We start from the raw sequence: 15,857 nt of genomic DNA, 5'->3' as shown, positions 1-15,857 counted from the left end.
CCTTTTGCACAAGGAGTTAATTGATGTTTATTATTAAAGGGAGCAACAAACCTGTCCCTTCATTTAATATCAGTAAATTGGCATATTTAATTTCTGGCTATGTGGTTTTATTGAATGCTTTTTCATTCGATGCGCAAGCCCGTGATGTATTTAACCCCGCTTTACTGGAACAAGGTAATACAGCTCTGGGGAGTACGGATCTTTCTGTGTTTGAAGATGGGGCAGGACAACTCCCCGGGACTTATCGCGTCGATATTTATCTTAATAACGAACAACAACAGACGCGTGATGTTGAGTTTAGTTTGCAAAAAGATGCACAGGGCAAAGAGAGTTTACAGCCCTGTCTGAGCGTGGCAGACCTCAGCGACATGGGGGTTAAAACTCCGCAGTTCCCCGAGCTTGGCGCAGCCGACGAGAAATGTGCCAATTTAACGGCGATCCCTCAGGCTTCAGCACAATTTCGCTTTAGTGCCCAGCAACTATTGTTGAGTATTCCGCAAATAGCCATCTCACAAAAAGCACGCGGATATGTACCCGAAAGCCAGTGGGATAATGGTATTACGGCTTTCCTGCTTAATTACAATCTCAGTGGTGCGAATAATACCTCGCGGGATAGCAGTGGCAATGACAGTAATACACAATATGCCAACCTGCGTCCGGGTATTAATATCGGGCCGTGGCGTTTGCGTAACTATACCACCTGGAATCGGGATACTAATGGCCAGGATAAATGGGACACGGTATACACCTACGCCCAGCGCAATATTATTTCGCTAAAAAGCCAATTAACCCTCGGTGATAGCTCATCGCCAGGTGATGTTTTTGACAGCGTGCCATTCAGAGGCGCGCAAATTGCCTCCGATGACGACATGTTACCCGACAGCATGCGTGGTTATGCCCCAGTTGTTCGCGGTATTGCGCGTACCAACGCGCAGGTGATCATCCGTCAAAACGGTTACATCATTTACCAAAGTTATGTCGCACCGGGTGCCTTTGAAATCACGGATATGTTCCCAACCGGTGGGTCTGGCGATTTGTACGTCACTATTAAAGAGGCTGACGGGAGTGAACAGCAGCTGGTGGTGCCATTTGCTTCGCTGCCGGTACTGCAACGTGAAGGGCGGCTGAAATACAGCCTGACCAGCGGCCAGTATCGCTCTTATGACGGCAGCGTCGATAAAACCCCATTCACCCAGGGAACGGCTATTTATGGTTTACCTGCAGGTTTCACGGGCTATGGCGGCGGGCAGTTTGCCAGCCATTATCAGTCACTGGCGCTGGGTGTCGGGAAAAATTTTGGTGATTTTGGTGCCGTCTCAACTGATGTGACTCAGGCCTGGTCAACCATGCAGGATAAGCCAAAAGATAACGGCCAGTCGTGGCGCGTGCGTTATAGCAAGAATATCGTCCAGACCGGCACTAACTTTGCTATCGCCGGTTACCGTTATTCGACCAACGGTTTTTATACCCTCCAGGAAGTGATGGATACCTGGCGCGACGGCACCCCAAGCCCAATTATTGAAAGACGCCGCAACCGTAGCGAGATGACGATTAGCCAGAATCTGTGGGAAAACGCAGGTTCATTATCATTAAGTTGGGTCAGTGAAAACTACTGGAATAGCCATCGTACCATGCGTTCAATTGGGGTTGGATATAACAACAACTGGAATGACGTCAGTTACGGGCTTAATTACAGCTACAACGAAAACTCACAGGCGAGTAATAGCAGTGATGCAGCAGGCCACGGGCGTATTTACGATCGTGACCAGATATTTAGTTTAAATATCAGCGTGCCATTAAGTCGTTTCTTGCCCAATACCTGGGCCAGTTACAACTTAAATACCAGCAAACAGGGTAATACCACCCAGAGCGTTGGCCTTAACGGAACGGCACTTGCGGACAATAACCTGAGCTGGAGCGTGCAGGAAGGTTATGGCACCGAGGGGACGGGTAACAGCGGCAACATGAATGCCGATTACCGTGGTACTTACGGCGAAGTGGAGGGGGGTTATGGCTATGACCGCCACAGCCAACGCCTGAATTACGGCGTGCAAGGCGGGGTTGTCGTGCATGAGGATGGCGTGACGTTTGGTCAGCCGTTAGGTGAAACCATTGCGCTGGTGAAAGCGCCGGGTGCCAGCGGTGTGGGAGTCAATAACCAAACTGGCGTGAAGACCGACTGGCGAGGCTACGCGATTGTTCCGTACACCAGCCCGTATCGCAAAGACCGTCTGCAATTAAATTCAGAAACGTTGCCGGACAATGTGGATCTGACACTCACCGACCAGAACGTGGTGCCAACGCGCGGTGCGGTGGTGCGGGCAAACTTTGAAGCGAACGTCGGCCAACGTGTGCTGATGACATTACTCCGTCCGGGTAGTCAAACCGTACCGTTTGGCGCAATGGTGAGCGACCCCACTCAAAAAATCGCACAGGCATTTATCGTTGGTGATGCAGGGCAGGTTTACCTGACCGGGATGGCGGACAGCGGCACGTTGAATGTCACCTGGGGTAGCGATGCCAGTCAAAAATGCCAGGTGACCTATTCCCTGTCAAAACAGACAAATAACACGGCTGGCATCCAGACCGTTAATGGCCAGTGCAAGTGAGGAATGAAATGGGCTTATTTATTATTGCCAAAAGAATAATGATGCTATGCAGTTTATTATTGGGGCTGTGTTTAATCTCCCCCAATGTATTCGCTGCTAATACCGGATGTGTCTCTACGCCAGCGATACCGGGTATCGCGACGTTATCGTCAACGGCGGTGGATTCAACCTTGCCAATAGGTTCAACCATACCCGGTACTGAACGCGTATTCAGTTTCTCAGGCAACTGTTCGACAATATCGGCGGTGCCGCAGGGGATTGCGATTATCACCTGTTATTACGGAACGGGAACTGAAGTTTCGGGTATGCCTCGCGTCTATAATACCGGGGTGGCTGGCGTGGGTATTACCCTCATTAACTCGAGTGGTCAGAGAGTAACGGGGGCAGGGACGTCGTGTGATACACGAAATACTCCATTAGGTTATATCTCTAACACCAGTGCCAAAACCTATTCAATTAGTATGACTCTGGCATTAGTTAAAACCAGCAATACTATTGGCAGTGGTGCTATGGCCCCAGGACAAACCAAGTTTGGTATCGGGATGTATAACACCGGTTATGGTCTGGGTAGCAATACTGATAGTTCGGTTTCCTATACCGGCACACTTTATTATCGCGCTGTTTCTTGTTCAGTGGATGCCAATATTCCGGTGCCATTAGACGATATGATCGTGGCTAATTTTTCAGGTATTGGATCAACCGCCGGGGATAAGGCTTTTAATGTGCCGGTAACCTGTAATGCGCCAGTGAATGTGATGATGAATATGACCTCTGCGGCCTATATTTCGAAACCCAATGCGGTGATGGCATTAACAGCGGGTGCGAATAATGCCAGCGGGATTGGTATCCAATTACTCTATAACAGCAGCCCAGCGGTGTTTGATAATTATTTCTCAGCCGGCAATGTGGTTAATGCGGGGGACACATTAAATGTGCCATTCACCGCCAGATATTATCAGACCGCCAGTACGGTGGTGCCCGGTACAGCCAATGCAACGGCCACTGTGACCATGGCTTATCAATAATAAAAAGGGAAGAATATGCTGCCACTTAAAGTGTATTTAATGGTTGCCTTGTCCAGCGTATTTTCTGTTGGGCCAGTGTTTGCCGCAGATATAGTGAATATTAATGTGACAGGCCGAATACTGCCCACACCTTGTGTGGTTGACCCAGGTTCAGTGAGTCAGAATATTAACTTTGGGCAACTACTTGGTACCGATCTCAGAACGGCGGGCTCGGCTTCAGCGTGGGTACCGTTCACCGTTAAACTGATCAATTGCCCGGCAGCACTTGTCACAGCAACGGTCACATTCCAGGGAACACCTTATCCCACGGATGCCACGCTCTATCAAAATGCCACATCGTCAGGCAGCGCGACAAACATGGCGATTCAAATGGTGGATAACAGCAACCGTACACTGGCGAAAGGCAACAGCACCACCATGACGTCAAATATTGATCCCACTCTGCGTACCGCCACGTTTGGCCTGGCTGCTCGGGTCATCACGCCTGGCGGGAATGTGGGTTCAGGAGCCATTAATAGTGTGGTCACCATGACGTTCACGTACCAGTAGCCGCAGTAATAAAAGAGTAAGGAATATTGATATGTATTTTTTATATCGCTATGGACCATATCTGATTAAAGGATTAATTATCGCTACGCTTATAGGGTGCATGGTATGGAGTTTATTGCCGGAATCTGGCGTTGATTTTTAATCAATAACGGGTGTTCGAGGAAATTGCTGTTGTCGATTCTTGCTGGGGCAGTGGTATGTTAAAAATTGTTATTGATGAGCAAAATGTTTTATATCGCCATGGACTGGAAATGCTGTTGAAGCAGATATTTTCAGCAGAAATGAATGTAACAGTCGAGATTGTTACGTTAAACGAAACCAATATCGCCACGGCGGATATTATCTTTAAAAATTATGATGTCGGCGTCAGCTGTATTTGCCAGCCCTTACTGCACACCCGCAGGAAAAACAGCCTGGTCATTGGCTTATATGAAGGTAGTAAAAACCCGCGCTACGCAGAGTTACCGTTATGCATTACTGATATTGCCTTTGTGAACCGCGCTGAGCCGGTGAATAAAACTAAAACCACGATTATGCGCGGCTGGGAGGATTGCCGGGCCGCACAGGAGCAAAAGAAACAATGGAGCTGCCTGGATTGCCGCCATCGCACGTTATCACCGCAACAGGTCAAAATTGCGGCGCATTTTTATCGTGGTGATACCACAGAAAAGATCGCCAGTGATTTACAGATCAACCCGAAAACGGTTGGCGCGCACAAGCGCATGATTATGACCAAATTTAACTTGAATACGGATTTTGAGTTATTGACCTTTTTAAATAATTTATTAAAAGAAAAACGCACGCTCGAATTATTTAATCAAAGTCTGGAAGCGAATTAAAACAGGATTTTCTCAGGGCGATAATTCAAAGGAATGGCAATGAAACCTCTGGCTCTATTATGCCGGCAGAGTCTGTGCTGGGCGTTAGTTTGTTATTGCAGTAACAGCGTTGCCGCAGGGCTTGTCAGTAATGACGCGCAATTGCGCAGCGATCTGACCTGGCTGGCGGACAGGGACGTTATTCACATTAACCTTTCCACCTGGCCGTTAAGCCAGGAAGAAATAACCCGCACTATTTCACAGGCAAAATTGCAGAGCAGTGCCGCAAACCAGGCCGTACTTCAACGTGTTGAGCAGCGCCTGGCTGACCTGAAAGCCCCGGTCAGAATAAAGGGCTGGACGCAATCCGACCACCCGCCATTACCCCAGGGTTTTGCCGACACGCCTGCCAGTGCACATGGGATCGGTGCGGCACTTGCCAGCAATGGCGATTTCTGGGATGTGAATTTGCAGGCGCAGTTTGAAAGCCATCAGTACATTGCGGACTCTGCCAACATCAACCTTAACGGCGCTTACGCGGGGGTGAAACTGTTTAATCAGTGGCTGGCATTTGGTGAAATCCCACAATGGTGGGGGCCGGGTAACGACGGCAGCACCATTCGCTCGGATGCGGCGCGCCCGGTGGTGGGCTTTTTAGTGCAACGCGCTGACCAGTCGCCTTTTGAAACGCCGTGGTTGTCGTGGCTGGGAAGCTGGCAGTATCAGCTATCGGCTGGGCAACTGCGCCAGTATCAACGTCCACAACAACCGAAGCTGATTAGCGGCCGCTTGACTATTTCGCCATTCAGCGCGCTGGACCTGGGGGCTTCGCGCATCATGATGTGGGGCGGAAAAGGGCGGCCCAATACCTTCCACTCGTTTGGCGATGCATTTATTGGCCGTGACAATACCGGCAGCCAGGACAGAGATCCCGGTGACCAGTTAGGCGGGGTGGATTTTCGCCTGAAACTCGCGCCGCTGATCGACCTGCCACTGAGCGTTTACGGGCAGGTGACGGGTGAAGATCAGGCGGGCGTTTTGCCCTCGCACAATACTTTTATTGCCGGAATAGAAGGTCATCATGCCGTAAATGTGTGGGGTGAAAGCCAGCTTAACTGGACACTCGAAGGGGCCGATACCCGCTCAGGGATGCAGAAAACCGGCATTATCTATTACCACTATTGCTATCAGCAGGGTTACTACCAGCAGGGCTCGCCGCTGGGTGAGTCGATGGGCGGCGACGGTACTCGTTATTCGGGGAAACTCGAACTGGTGCTGGCGAATCAACAACGGCTGAGCGCGCGCGCAGTCTGGGTGCGGGTGAATCGCCTGTCGCAACCGATAAATCAGGCTTTCCCGCATTCAGACACGCTGAAGGGCCTCGAACTGGGCTGGCAGACGCCGCTGTATAAACAGATGACGCTGAACAGTGGAGTGGGTTATACGCAGGGTAGCTCGACAAAAGAGAGTGAACTGGGCGTTACTTTCGCGTTTGAATTGCCGCTGTCATTTGATTAATACAGAAGTTATAGCTTAGGGGTTGATTTTGCTGTGGGGAGGGAATAAAGGTGTTTACTACTAAGAATGGTGCGTCCGAGTGGACTCGAACCACCGACCCCTACCATGTCAAGGTAGTGCTCTAACCAACTGAGCTACGGACGCACTGTGTGTTGCGGTACTACATATTGCAGTAAAACTAGAAAATGGTGCGTCCGAGTGGACTCGAACCACCGACCCCTACCATGTCAAGGTAGTGCTCTAACCAACTGAGCTACGGACGCACTGTGTTGTCTGTGACAACGGGGACGAATATTAGCGGCACCCCTTAAACCTTGCAAGCGTTAAACCGCAATTTTCTTCCATATTTCACTCGTTTGCTGCGCATCTGCGCAACTCGATGGAAAAATAGCCGCCATTACGGCGGCTATTCGGGTTTAATGTGCAGCGCGCTGCAAAATTGTCACGGATGGCTGGCGTTGTAACCAACGCATCCTCAGCATCATCATAATTGCCGCTGACGTCAGACCGATGATAAAACCGGTCCAGAATCCTGCCGGGCCCATCGGTTCGACCACCCAATCGGTCAGCGCCAGGATGTAACCACTCGGTAAGCCCAGAACCCAATAGGCGATAAAGGTGATAAAGAAAATCGAACGGGTATCTTTATAACCACGCAACACACCGCTACCGACGACTTGAACAGAATCAGACAATTGGTAAACCGCCGCCAGCAGCATCAGATGTGCTGCCAGGGCAATCACTTCCGGATTGCTGTTGTAGAGCAGGGCGATGTGTTCACGCATCACTATCGTGAAAATAGCGGTGAGCGTCGCCATACACATTGCAACACCAATCCCCGTCCATGCCGCCGTTTGGGCATCAAGCGTTGAACCCTGGCCCAAACGGAAGCCGACGCGAATAGTGACCGCAGCTGATAGCGACAGCGGCAATACGAACATCAGCGAGCTGAAGTTCAGGGCAATCTGGTGACCGGCGACGTTAATAATCCCCAATGGTGCAACCAGCAATGCTACAACCGCAAACAGCGTTACCTCAAAAAAAAGCGCCAGCGCAATCGGCAACCCAAGCTGAGTTAAGCGCTTCATCACTTTCCAGTCGGGCTTGATGAAGCCTTTTTCCAGCTTCAAATCGCGCATTGAGCGGGCTTTCTTCACATAAGAGATCATGCAGAAGAACATTACCCAGTACACCGCAGCAGTGGCAACGCCACAGCCCACACCACCCAGTTCTGGCATGCCAAAGTGGCCATAAATAAAGATGTAGTTGACCGGAATATTGACCAGCAGGCCGATAAAGCCCATCACCATGCCGGGTTTGGTTTTCGCTAAACCTTCACACTGGTTACGCGCCACCTGGAAGAACAAATAGCCCGGGACACCCCACAACAGCGCACGCAAATAGCCGACGGCCTTATCGGCAAGTTGCGGGTCGATATTCTTGGTCGCGTGAATAATATATCCCGCGTTCCATAGCACAATCATGATGATTGCCGAGACGATGCCCGCCAGCCAAAAGCCCTGGCGAATCTGGTGGGCAATGCGCTCACGACGGCCAGAACCATTGAGTTGGGCGACGGTGGGCGTCAGAGCCATTAACAACCCATGGCCGAAAAGTATCGCAGGTAGCCAGATAGAGGTACCGATTGCCACTGCGGCCATATCGGTTGCGCTGTAGCCACCGGCCATCACGGTATCGACAAAACCCATTGAGGTTTGTGCAATTTGCGCCAGCATTACGGGTATCGCCAGCGCTAGCAACTGGCGGGCTTCAACTATGTACTTCTGCATTTATACACCTGATTATTTTTAGTTATTAGATAGACAACAAGACCGCCAGAAGAGGCAGGAAAATAGGAATAGCAGGGGAAATAGCCTGACTATTGTAGCGGGAGAAAACGAATACGCCAGTCAAATAATGGTGGGGTAGCGCGGATGACTGGCAAGGTTTTTTTCCAACTGTTAAAGTGCTGCCATATAATTTTCAGCTGCCGTTAATTACCAGGAGCTTTACGATGTTTACAGGTATTGTGCAGGGCACAGCAACCCTGGTCTCCATTGATGAGAAACCTAACTTCCGTACGCACGTTGTCGCAATGCCAGATGCGATGTTACCAGGCCTTGAAACTGGGGCATCGGTGGCGCACAACGGCTGTTGTCTGACGGTCACCCAAATCAATGGCAATCACGTCAGCTTTGATTTAATGAAAGAGACGCTGCGTATCACCAACCTCGGCGAGTTAGTGGTGGGCGACAGCGTTAACGTCGAGCGTGCCGCCAAATTTAATGATGAAATCGGCGGGCATTTGATGTCGGGGCATATTATGACCACGGCGGAAGTGGCGAAGATCCTGACGTCGGAAAATAACCGCCAGATCTGGTTTAAAATGCGCGATAAAACCTTGATGAAATATATCCTGCATAAAGGATATATCGGCATCGATGGTATTAGCCTGACAGTGGGCGAAGTGACGGCTTCACGTTTCTGTGTACATTTAATTCCAGAAACGCTTGAGCGCACCACATTAGGCAGCAAGAAATTGGGCAACCGCATTAATATTGAAATCGACCCGCAAACGCAGGCGATTGTCGATACCGTTGAGCGTGTGCTGGCACAACGTGAAGCGACTTTGGAAGCGCTGTTACCGAAGGAATAAGGATTATACGGTGGATGACGCCTTTGGCTTATCCACCGTACAGTTTCGAGCCGTATCCGACATTCTTACGCAATCAATAAACTGCCGCGCACCACATCGCTGGTCTGGCGTTCCCCTAACAGTAATTCCACCGCCCGACGCGCCATACTTTCCAGCGGGTATTGAATCGCCGGAATGGTGTTCGACCCAGGCATTCGGGTGGAGCCATCCAGACTAAATACCATCACTTGTTCGGGCACTTTTAACTGGTACTGGTTGAGCATCATCATGGCTTCTTGTGCCTGGGTATCGTCTGTAACTAACAGGGCGGAAAATTTCACCCCACGGTTAATCAGACGTTGCAGTGCAATGCGTACTGATGACTCATCTTCAATCACTAACTGGCGGTTAAAAGGCACCACATGGTTGTGCAGCGCCTGGTGATAACCCTCGAGCGTTAACGCTGCCGCTTCTCCGCTGGCAAAGTTGATTAAGGCGATTTGCCGCCGTTGCTGGTTACACAAATAGTGCACGGCGGTTTCTGCGGCAAAAACATGATCGCATTGAACGCTGAAATTTTCGGCACCGCTCAGGCAGTCAATCAGCATGATGTCGTCAGCAAGCGTCGGCAGTGGGAAACGCGCGCCGACCACTACCAGTGCGTCGCATAACCCCTTCGATAACTCCTGAGCGGCTTGTACCACGCTGTTGTGGTCATTGGCGAAGCGTAATAACAAGTGCTTGTGATGTTGATTGAGCTGTTTTTCAAGCGCTTGCAGGTAACCGGTAGACTGCTGAATATGTTCGGTGGCACAAATCACACCGATGCAGTTCGTCGACTGGCTGCTCAACGATTGCGCAATGGCATTAGGGGTGTAATTCAGAATTTCGGCGGCGCGTAAAACCGCCTGACGACTCTCTTCTTTGACGCCGCGACTGCCGCTTAATACGCGCGAAACCGTGGCTTTGGAAACCTGCGCAAGACGTGCAACATCATTAATATTCGACATGGTCTGTTTCCCACTTCTCAGCCAGAAACGGGCCTTGCGGCCCGAGTGCTGAGATTACGTCCGGTCGTTAAAGCCATTTTCTGCAGCGGTCGTGCGATACCACTCACCGCTTTTCTTGATAGTGCGCTGCTGTGTCTCAAGGTTTAACGAGACAAAACCGTAACGGTTTTTATAGGCGTTACACCAGGACCAGTTATCAATAAACGTCCACATGTGGTAACCGAGGCAATTGCTGCCTTCGCTGATACCTTTATGCAGCCACTTCAGGTGGTCGCGTACAAAATCAATGCGGTAATCATCCTGAATCTGGCCGTTTTCATCGAAACGCTGCTCGTTCTCAACGCCCATGCCGTTCTCTGAAATATAGCAATTTGGGTTGCCATAATTTTCACGCAGATTAGTGAGAATATCGTAGATTCCTTGCTCGTAGATTTCCCAGCCACGGTACGGGTTCATTTTGCGGCCAGGCATTTCGTAGGCTTCGAAGAACCATTCCGGCATGAATGGGCTGTCAGGGTTCACTAGCGAGTCGCGGCATTTGATGCGGCGCGGCTGGTAGTAGTTGATACCCAATAAATCGACCACACCCGCCGCCAGCAGAGCTTTGTCTTCTGGCTGGCAGACTGGCAATTGGCCGTGTTCTTTCAACAGCGCCACCAGTTCTTGCGGATATTCACCACGCAGCGCCGGGTCGAGGAAGCTGCGGTTAAACATCAGGTCAGCAATATTTGCCGCTTTCACATCTGCCGGGTTTTGTGAGCGTGGATAAGATGGCGTGAGGTTGAGGATAATGCCAATCTCGCCGCCGTCGTTACGCTCGTGGTAGGCCTTCACCGCCAGAGAGTGCGCAATCATAGTGTGGTAAGCCACGGTGGCTGCACGTTTGAAATCCACTACATTCGGGTAATGGAAGTCGTACAAATAGCCGCCTTCAACCGGTACTACTGGCTCGTTGAAGGTGAACCAATGCTTTACACGGTCGCCGAACAATTCGAAACACTTGCTGGCAAATTCAGCATAAGCCGTGACAACGTCACGATTCTCCCAGCCGCCTTGCTGCTGCATCACCATTGGCATATCAAAGTGGAACAGGTTGATGAACGGCTTAATGCCTTGCGCCAGTAATTCATCAATAACTTGATTGTAGAAGGTCACCGCTTCCTGATTGACCGTACCGCGGCCTTCCGGAATTAGACGAGCCCAGGAAATCGAGGTACGGAAAGTGTTGTGATTAAGCGCTTTGAGCAGCGCAATATCTTCTTTCCAGTTCTTGTAGAAGGTGGAAGTCTCTGCCGGGCCTACGCCGTTATGGAAACGGGTCGGTTGCTCTTTAAACCACCGATCCCAGATGGTGGCCGTTTTGCCAAATCCGAGTGTTTCGCCTTCCGTTTGTGGTGCTGAACTGGCGCTGCCCCACCAAAAATTATCAGGAAATTGGTATTTCATTTTTGTTCCTCATTTGACGAGCCTGCCATACCGGCAGGCTATAAAAAATTAACTTACAGTAATCGGGTTCTCGTTTTCCTGTGCACTGCGCTCTTCGTCCTGTTTTAGCAGGGTGCGCTCGTAAGCCTTCAGGAAGGGGTAATACATCACAGCCGACATGACCATACAAATCAGGCACATGATTACGGGACTTACCGCCCAATTTGCGGCCCACGACGCGCCAATGGGTGCCGGGGTTGTCCACGGTGTTAACGACACAACTTGTGCCACCCAACCTAATTTAGTCGCGATGTACGCCAGGGTTGCGTTAATCATCGGCACCAAAGTAAATGGCAGGAAGAACAGCGGGTTCATGATGATTGGCGTACCGAACAAAATGGGTTCGTTGATGTTAAAGAAGCTTGGCACCACGCCCATTTTACCGATAGTACGCAGGTGAATGGCGCGGCTACGCAGCAGCAAGAACGCCAGCGGCAATGTTGAACCGACGCCGCCAATCAGCAGGTAGTGATCCCAGAAACCTTGCAGGTAGATATGTGGCAGCACGTTACCGGCGGCGAGTGCGGTCTGGTTCGCCGAAAGGTTGGCCATCCAGAATGGGTTCATAATCCCGGTGACAATCAGTGCACCGTGGATACCGGCAAACCACAGGATCTGGCAGATAAACACCGAAATCAGAATCGCAGGCAATGAGTCAGAGGCCGAAACCAGCGGTGCCAGCAGGTGCATGATCGCTTCCGGAATAATCATTCCGGTGGTCGATTCAATAAATAAGTTCAGCGGATGGAGCGTGGCGACAATCACCACCACCGGAATCAGGATCTCAAACGAGCGCGCAACACCGGTTGGGACTTCTTTCGGCAAGCGGATAGTGATGTTGTGGCGTTTGAGGAACGCATACATTTCGCTGGCATAAATGGCCGTCAGCAGTGCGGTAAAGATGCCCTGGCCAGAGAAATATTGTGTTGAAATCTGCCCGTCTTTATACGGTGCTGCGACCAGTAAAAAAGCCATAAATGCCAGTAAGCCGGTCATAATCGGGTCGAGCTTATAGTGCTTTCCGAGGCTTGCACCAATACCGACCGAAATAAAGAATGTCATGACACCCATGCTGAGGTTAAACGGCAACATCAGCTGTTCGCGGTAGGTGAGAGAAAAACTCAACCACGAGCGGGCAAAGCCCCAACTACTGTCAGGTGAGAACGGCGGGAAAATAAATACTAACAAGAAAGAACCGATGATCATAAACGGTAGGGCAGAGATAAAGCCGTCGCGGATGGCGATGACATGGCGCTGAGAGCCCATCGCTCCGGCCATGGGAGTGACTTTTTGCTCAATCACATTGACCATTTTTTGGTAGATGCTCATGGCGGTATCCTTGTTATTGTCGGGGTAAGTGGATTGATTGTGAAACAACAGGGAAACCGGTTTCCATTGAATAAAGAGATAAGTGTTAGCGAGATCAAACTCGTGAGGAAAGGAGAGCTGGAAACGTGAAGAAGTTCACGATTTGTTAAGAAAATGCTAAACCCCGGACTAGCCGGGGTATTAAATCAGTGCGGGACGCGTAAGCCGTGTTCGATGCCGCGGCTAAAGACGATTTGCCACAGTTGAATATCGCGGGCGCGGAAGGCTCCGGCACACGCATTAAGGTAATAACTAAACATCCGTTTGAATCGTTCTGAATAGTTACTGGCAAATTCCGGCCAGGTATTCTGGAAACGCTCGTGCCATGCCATTAACGTTTTATCGTAGTCGGCACCAAAGTTATGCCAGTCTTCCATCACGAAATGGCCTTCATTGGCATCGGCAATCTGGCGCACGGACGGCAGGCAACCGTTCGGGAAAATGTATTTGTCTATCCACGGGTCAACGCAGTTATCGGTTTTATTCGAACCAATAGTGTGCAGCAGGAAAATACCCTCTGGTTTCAGGTTGCGGTCAACCACATTGAAATAGGTGGCATAGTTTTTCGGCCCGACGTGTTCAAACATGCCAACTGAAACAATGCGGTCAAACTGCATTTCTAAATCGCGATAATCTTGCAGCAAGATAGTCACGTCCAGCCCGAGACAACGTTCCTGAGCCATTTTCTGCTGCTCGGCAGAAATGGTCACGCCATGAACCACGACCCCATAATGCCGTGCGGCATATTCCGCAAGCCCACCCCAGCCGCAGCCGATATCCAGCAGCGTCATACCTGGCTCAAGATGCAACTTATCGCAGATCATTTTCAGTTTGGCATTCTGCGCATCGCTAAGGGTAGTGGCTGATTTCCAGTAGCCGCAGGAATATTGCATATGTTCATCGAGCATCCGGCTAAATAAGTCGTTGCCAAGATCATAATGTTCTTTACCGACAATCCAGGCGCGTTTTTTGGATTGCAGATTTAATATTCGGGCTGCAGCAATGCGCAGGGTGTCTTTTAAATGGCGGGGGAGTTGATTCTCAAGTCCGGCACGGATGGTGTTATTGAAAAATATATCCAGCCGTTCGCAGTCCCACCAGCCGTCCATATAGCTTTCACCCAGCCCGAGGGTGCCTTCTTGCAGCACGCGCTTAAAAAAATCGGGATGCTTAACCTGGATATCGAAAGGGCGCGGGCCGTTAATTTCCACGCCAGCCTGCGTGAGCATTTCGCTCACGATTCGATACCACGGGTTATTTCTTATGCTGACTTCTTCTATACACGATGAACTCATAGCTTCTCCATCACCATTGTGAGAGGAACCTTAAAACAGCGTAGACGCTATTTTGGGCATGTGAGAAATGTCACGGAAAATACCGCGAGCCTGATATCCGACGTAGAACAGAGAAAGGGGGGCGAGAGCCCACAAAAAAAGCTTCTAAAACAACAAACGGGAGCACAAAGGCTCCCGTCAAAACGTCATTATTATTGTGCTGACGGTCAAGCCGTAAATAAGTATAGGCTCGCCCAGGCGGTGATTCAATGAAATATTGTTAGCAAGCTAACTACATTACTGTCACGCAAACGATACATTAATGTGCATCGGATTCAGCAGGTTGCCAGACTTTGACATGACTACGGCGTTGCAGCAAGTAGCCCAACATGGCTAAGACGATGGTCACCAGCATGACGCTGGTGGTGGTCAACAACGGGGTTGCGACCAACCATGACACCATCAAACTTGCCAGGAAGCACAAACCTAATTGCAGCGTATTTTGCAATGCAGCTGCTTTACCGGTGGCCTGCGGGAATGGCAACAAGGCTGAAGCAACGACGATCGGGTAAATCGCACCATTAGCAATCGCCATCACGCAGAATGGAATCAATAGCAGCGTGAGGCTGGCATGGCCGCTGACCGCCACACCCCAGGTACCGAAAATGCTCAGGGTGTAGAGTGCAAGTAACCATGGCAACATTTGCTTGCCTTGCCATTTTTGCAGCGCGCTACGGCAGCCGTAGCCGCCAATCAAGAAGGCGATGGTTTGCGGCACATAACTCAGTCCAATAACCGCCGGGCTGTAACCCATATCGTTAAGAATGAATGGCGAACCGGTCAGCCAGGCAAAGAAGCTGGCGGAGCAGGCGGCATAAATCAATACGTTCCCGCTGTACACGCGTGAGCGCAGCAAAGAGGTAAAGCTGACTTTATTATCTTCGGTTTGCGGATGGTGCTGAGTGCGGGGTTTCAGACGTAAAGTCGGGATCATCAGCACCAGCGTGATGGCAAACAGGGTAGCGAAAATCGCCTGCCAGTCAAAGTGAGTCAAAATCCAGCTACCGAGCAGCGGTGCCAACGCCGGAGACAAGCCAACCAGTGGCATAATGGTGGCGAAAATACGGTTAGCGCGATTCGCCGGATAGTAATCGGTCACCAAAGCTTGCCAACTGACGGCCGCAGAACAGACGCCAACCGCCTGAACAAAACGCAGTACCAGTAGCGCGGTGGCGCTTTCAACCCACAGCATGCCGATACAACCGATGGCGAACAGGCTTAAACCCGCCAGTAATACCGGTTTACGACCGAAGTGGTCTGACAATGGACCCCACATCAACTGGGCAAACGCAAAGCCGGCAAGGAACAGACTCAGGCTGGCACTGACGGCAGAGGCGTCGGTCTGTAAATCTTGCTGAATGGCAGCGAAAGCAGGCAGATACATGTCTGTGGCGAGGAACCCCAGCACACTTAATCCGGCCAGCCAGATAAGAAATCCTTTTGATGGTTGCATAATTTTCTCTTGTTTTATCTTGCAGGTTAATCGCCGCGAGAGTGTACGGAGTG

The 15,857-nt window shown here is 50.5% G+C and carries 12 protein-coding genes and 2 tRNA genes; 6 read left to right on the top strand and 8 right to left on the bottom strand.

The features are described from left to right. The first annotated feature begins 23 nt into the window (after positions 1-23). From D8682_RS04160 to D8682_RS04140, 5 genes are all read left to right on the top strand, one after another. Complete coding sequence (locus tag D8682_RS04160; RefSeq protein WP_121813595.1) at positions 24-2,609, top strand: fimbria/pilus outer membrane usher protein; 2,586 nt, start codon at positions 24-26, stop codon at positions 2,607-2,609. An 8-nt stretch (positions 2,610-2,617) separates the two neighbouring features. Next, complete coding sequence (locus tag D8682_RS04155; RefSeq protein WP_121813594.1) at positions 2,618-3,634, top strand: fimbrial protein; 1,017 nt, start codon at positions 2,618-2,620, stop codon at positions 3,632-3,634. Positions 3,635-3,649: 15 nt separating this feature from the next. Then, a complete protein-coding gene (locus tag D8682_RS04150; RefSeq protein ID WP_064546211.1) occupies positions 3,650-4,183 on the top strand; it encodes a fimbrial protein in 534 nt (177 codons plus the stop codon). A gap of 197 nt (positions 4,184-4,380) precedes the next feature. Continuing rightward, on the top strand, positions 4,381-5,022 hold the full coding sequence (locus D8682_RS04145) for a LuxR C-terminal-related transcriptional regulator (protein WP_121813593.1): 642 nt from the start codon (positions 4,381-4,383) through the stop codon (positions 5,020-5,022). 39 nt (positions 5,023-5,061) lie between these two features. Then, positions 5,062-6,519, top strand: a complete 1,458-nt coding sequence (locus D8682_RS04140; protein ID WP_121813592.1) for a capsule assembly Wzi family protein — start codon at positions 5,062-5,064, stop codon at positions 6,517-6,519. Between the two features lie 67 nt (positions 6,520-6,586). On the opposite strand, the gene D8682_RS04135 is transcribed toward D8682_RS04140, so the two are convergent. From D8682_RS04135 to mdtK, 3 genes are all read right to left on the bottom strand, one after another. Beyond that, a tRNA-Val gene (locus D8682_RS04135) sits at positions 6,587-6,663 on the bottom strand. 42 nt (positions 6,664-6,705) lie between these two features. Then, a tRNA-Val gene (locus D8682_RS04130) sits at positions 6,706-6,782 on the bottom strand. A 153-nt stretch (positions 6,783-6,935) separates the two neighbouring features. After that, entirely contained in the window at positions 6,936-8,309 is a 1,374-nt protein-coding gene (gene mdtK / locus D8682_RS04125) for an MdtK family multidrug efflux MATE transporter (RefSeq protein ID WP_121813591.1), read from the bottom strand. Positions 8,310-8,533: 224 nt separating this feature from the next. On the opposite strand from mdtK, the gene D8682_RS04120 reads away from it, so the two are divergent. Continuing rightward, the gene (locus D8682_RS04120; protein WP_064546223.1) at positions 8,534-9,175 is read left to right on the top strand and encodes a riboflavin synthase; all 642 of its coding nucleotides are present in this window, start codon (positions 8,534-8,536) and stop codon (positions 9,173-9,175) included. A 65-nt stretch (positions 9,176-9,240) separates the two neighbouring features. Here D8682_RS04120 and D8682_RS04115 read toward each other — a convergent pair whose 3' ends face one another. From D8682_RS04115 to punC, 5 genes are all read right to left on the bottom strand, one after another. Continuing rightward, positions 9,241-10,164 (bottom strand): LacI family DNA-binding transcriptional regulator, encoded by a 924-nt coding sequence (locus D8682_RS04115; protein ID WP_121813590.1) that lies wholly within the window; start codon positions 10,162-10,164, stop codon positions 9,241-9,243. Between the two features lie 54 nt (positions 10,165-10,218). Next, a complete protein-coding gene (locus tag D8682_RS04110; RefSeq protein WP_121813589.1) occupies positions 10,219-11,610 on the bottom strand; it encodes a glycoside hydrolase family 1 protein in 1,392 nt (463 codons plus the stop codon). A gap of 48 nt (positions 11,611-11,658) precedes the next feature. After that, complete coding sequence (locus D8682_RS04105; protein ID WP_121813588.1) at positions 11,659-12,978, bottom strand: PTS sugar transporter subunit IIC; 1,320 nt, start codon at positions 12,976-12,978, stop codon at positions 11,659-11,661. 185 nt (positions 12,979-13,163) lie between these two features. Further along, positions 13,164-14,312, bottom strand: coding sequence for a cyclopropane fatty acyl phospholipid synthase (cfa, locus tag D8682_RS04100; protein ID WP_064546232.1), 1,149 nt, complete (start codon positions 14,310-14,312; stop codon positions 13,164-13,166). Between the two features lie 298 nt (positions 14,313-14,610). Continuing rightward, positions 14,611-15,804 carry a purine nucleoside transporter PunC gene (gene punC, locus D8682_RS04090; RefSeq protein ID WP_064546237.1) on the bottom strand — a complete coding sequence of 398 codons (1,194 nt, stop codon included), beginning with the start codon at positions 15,802-15,804 and terminating at the stop codon, positions 14,611-14,613. Positions 15,805-15,857 lie beyond the last annotated feature (53 nt).

The organism is Buttiauxella sp. 3AFRM03 (assembly GCF_003675305.1).
Classification (GTDB): Bacteria; Pseudomonadota; Gammaproteobacteria; order Enterobacterales; family Enterobacteriaceae; genus Buttiauxella; species Buttiauxella ferragutiae.
Note: the sequence above shows the minus strand (reverse complement) of the source record. Positions and strands in the feature narration are given on the sequence as shown.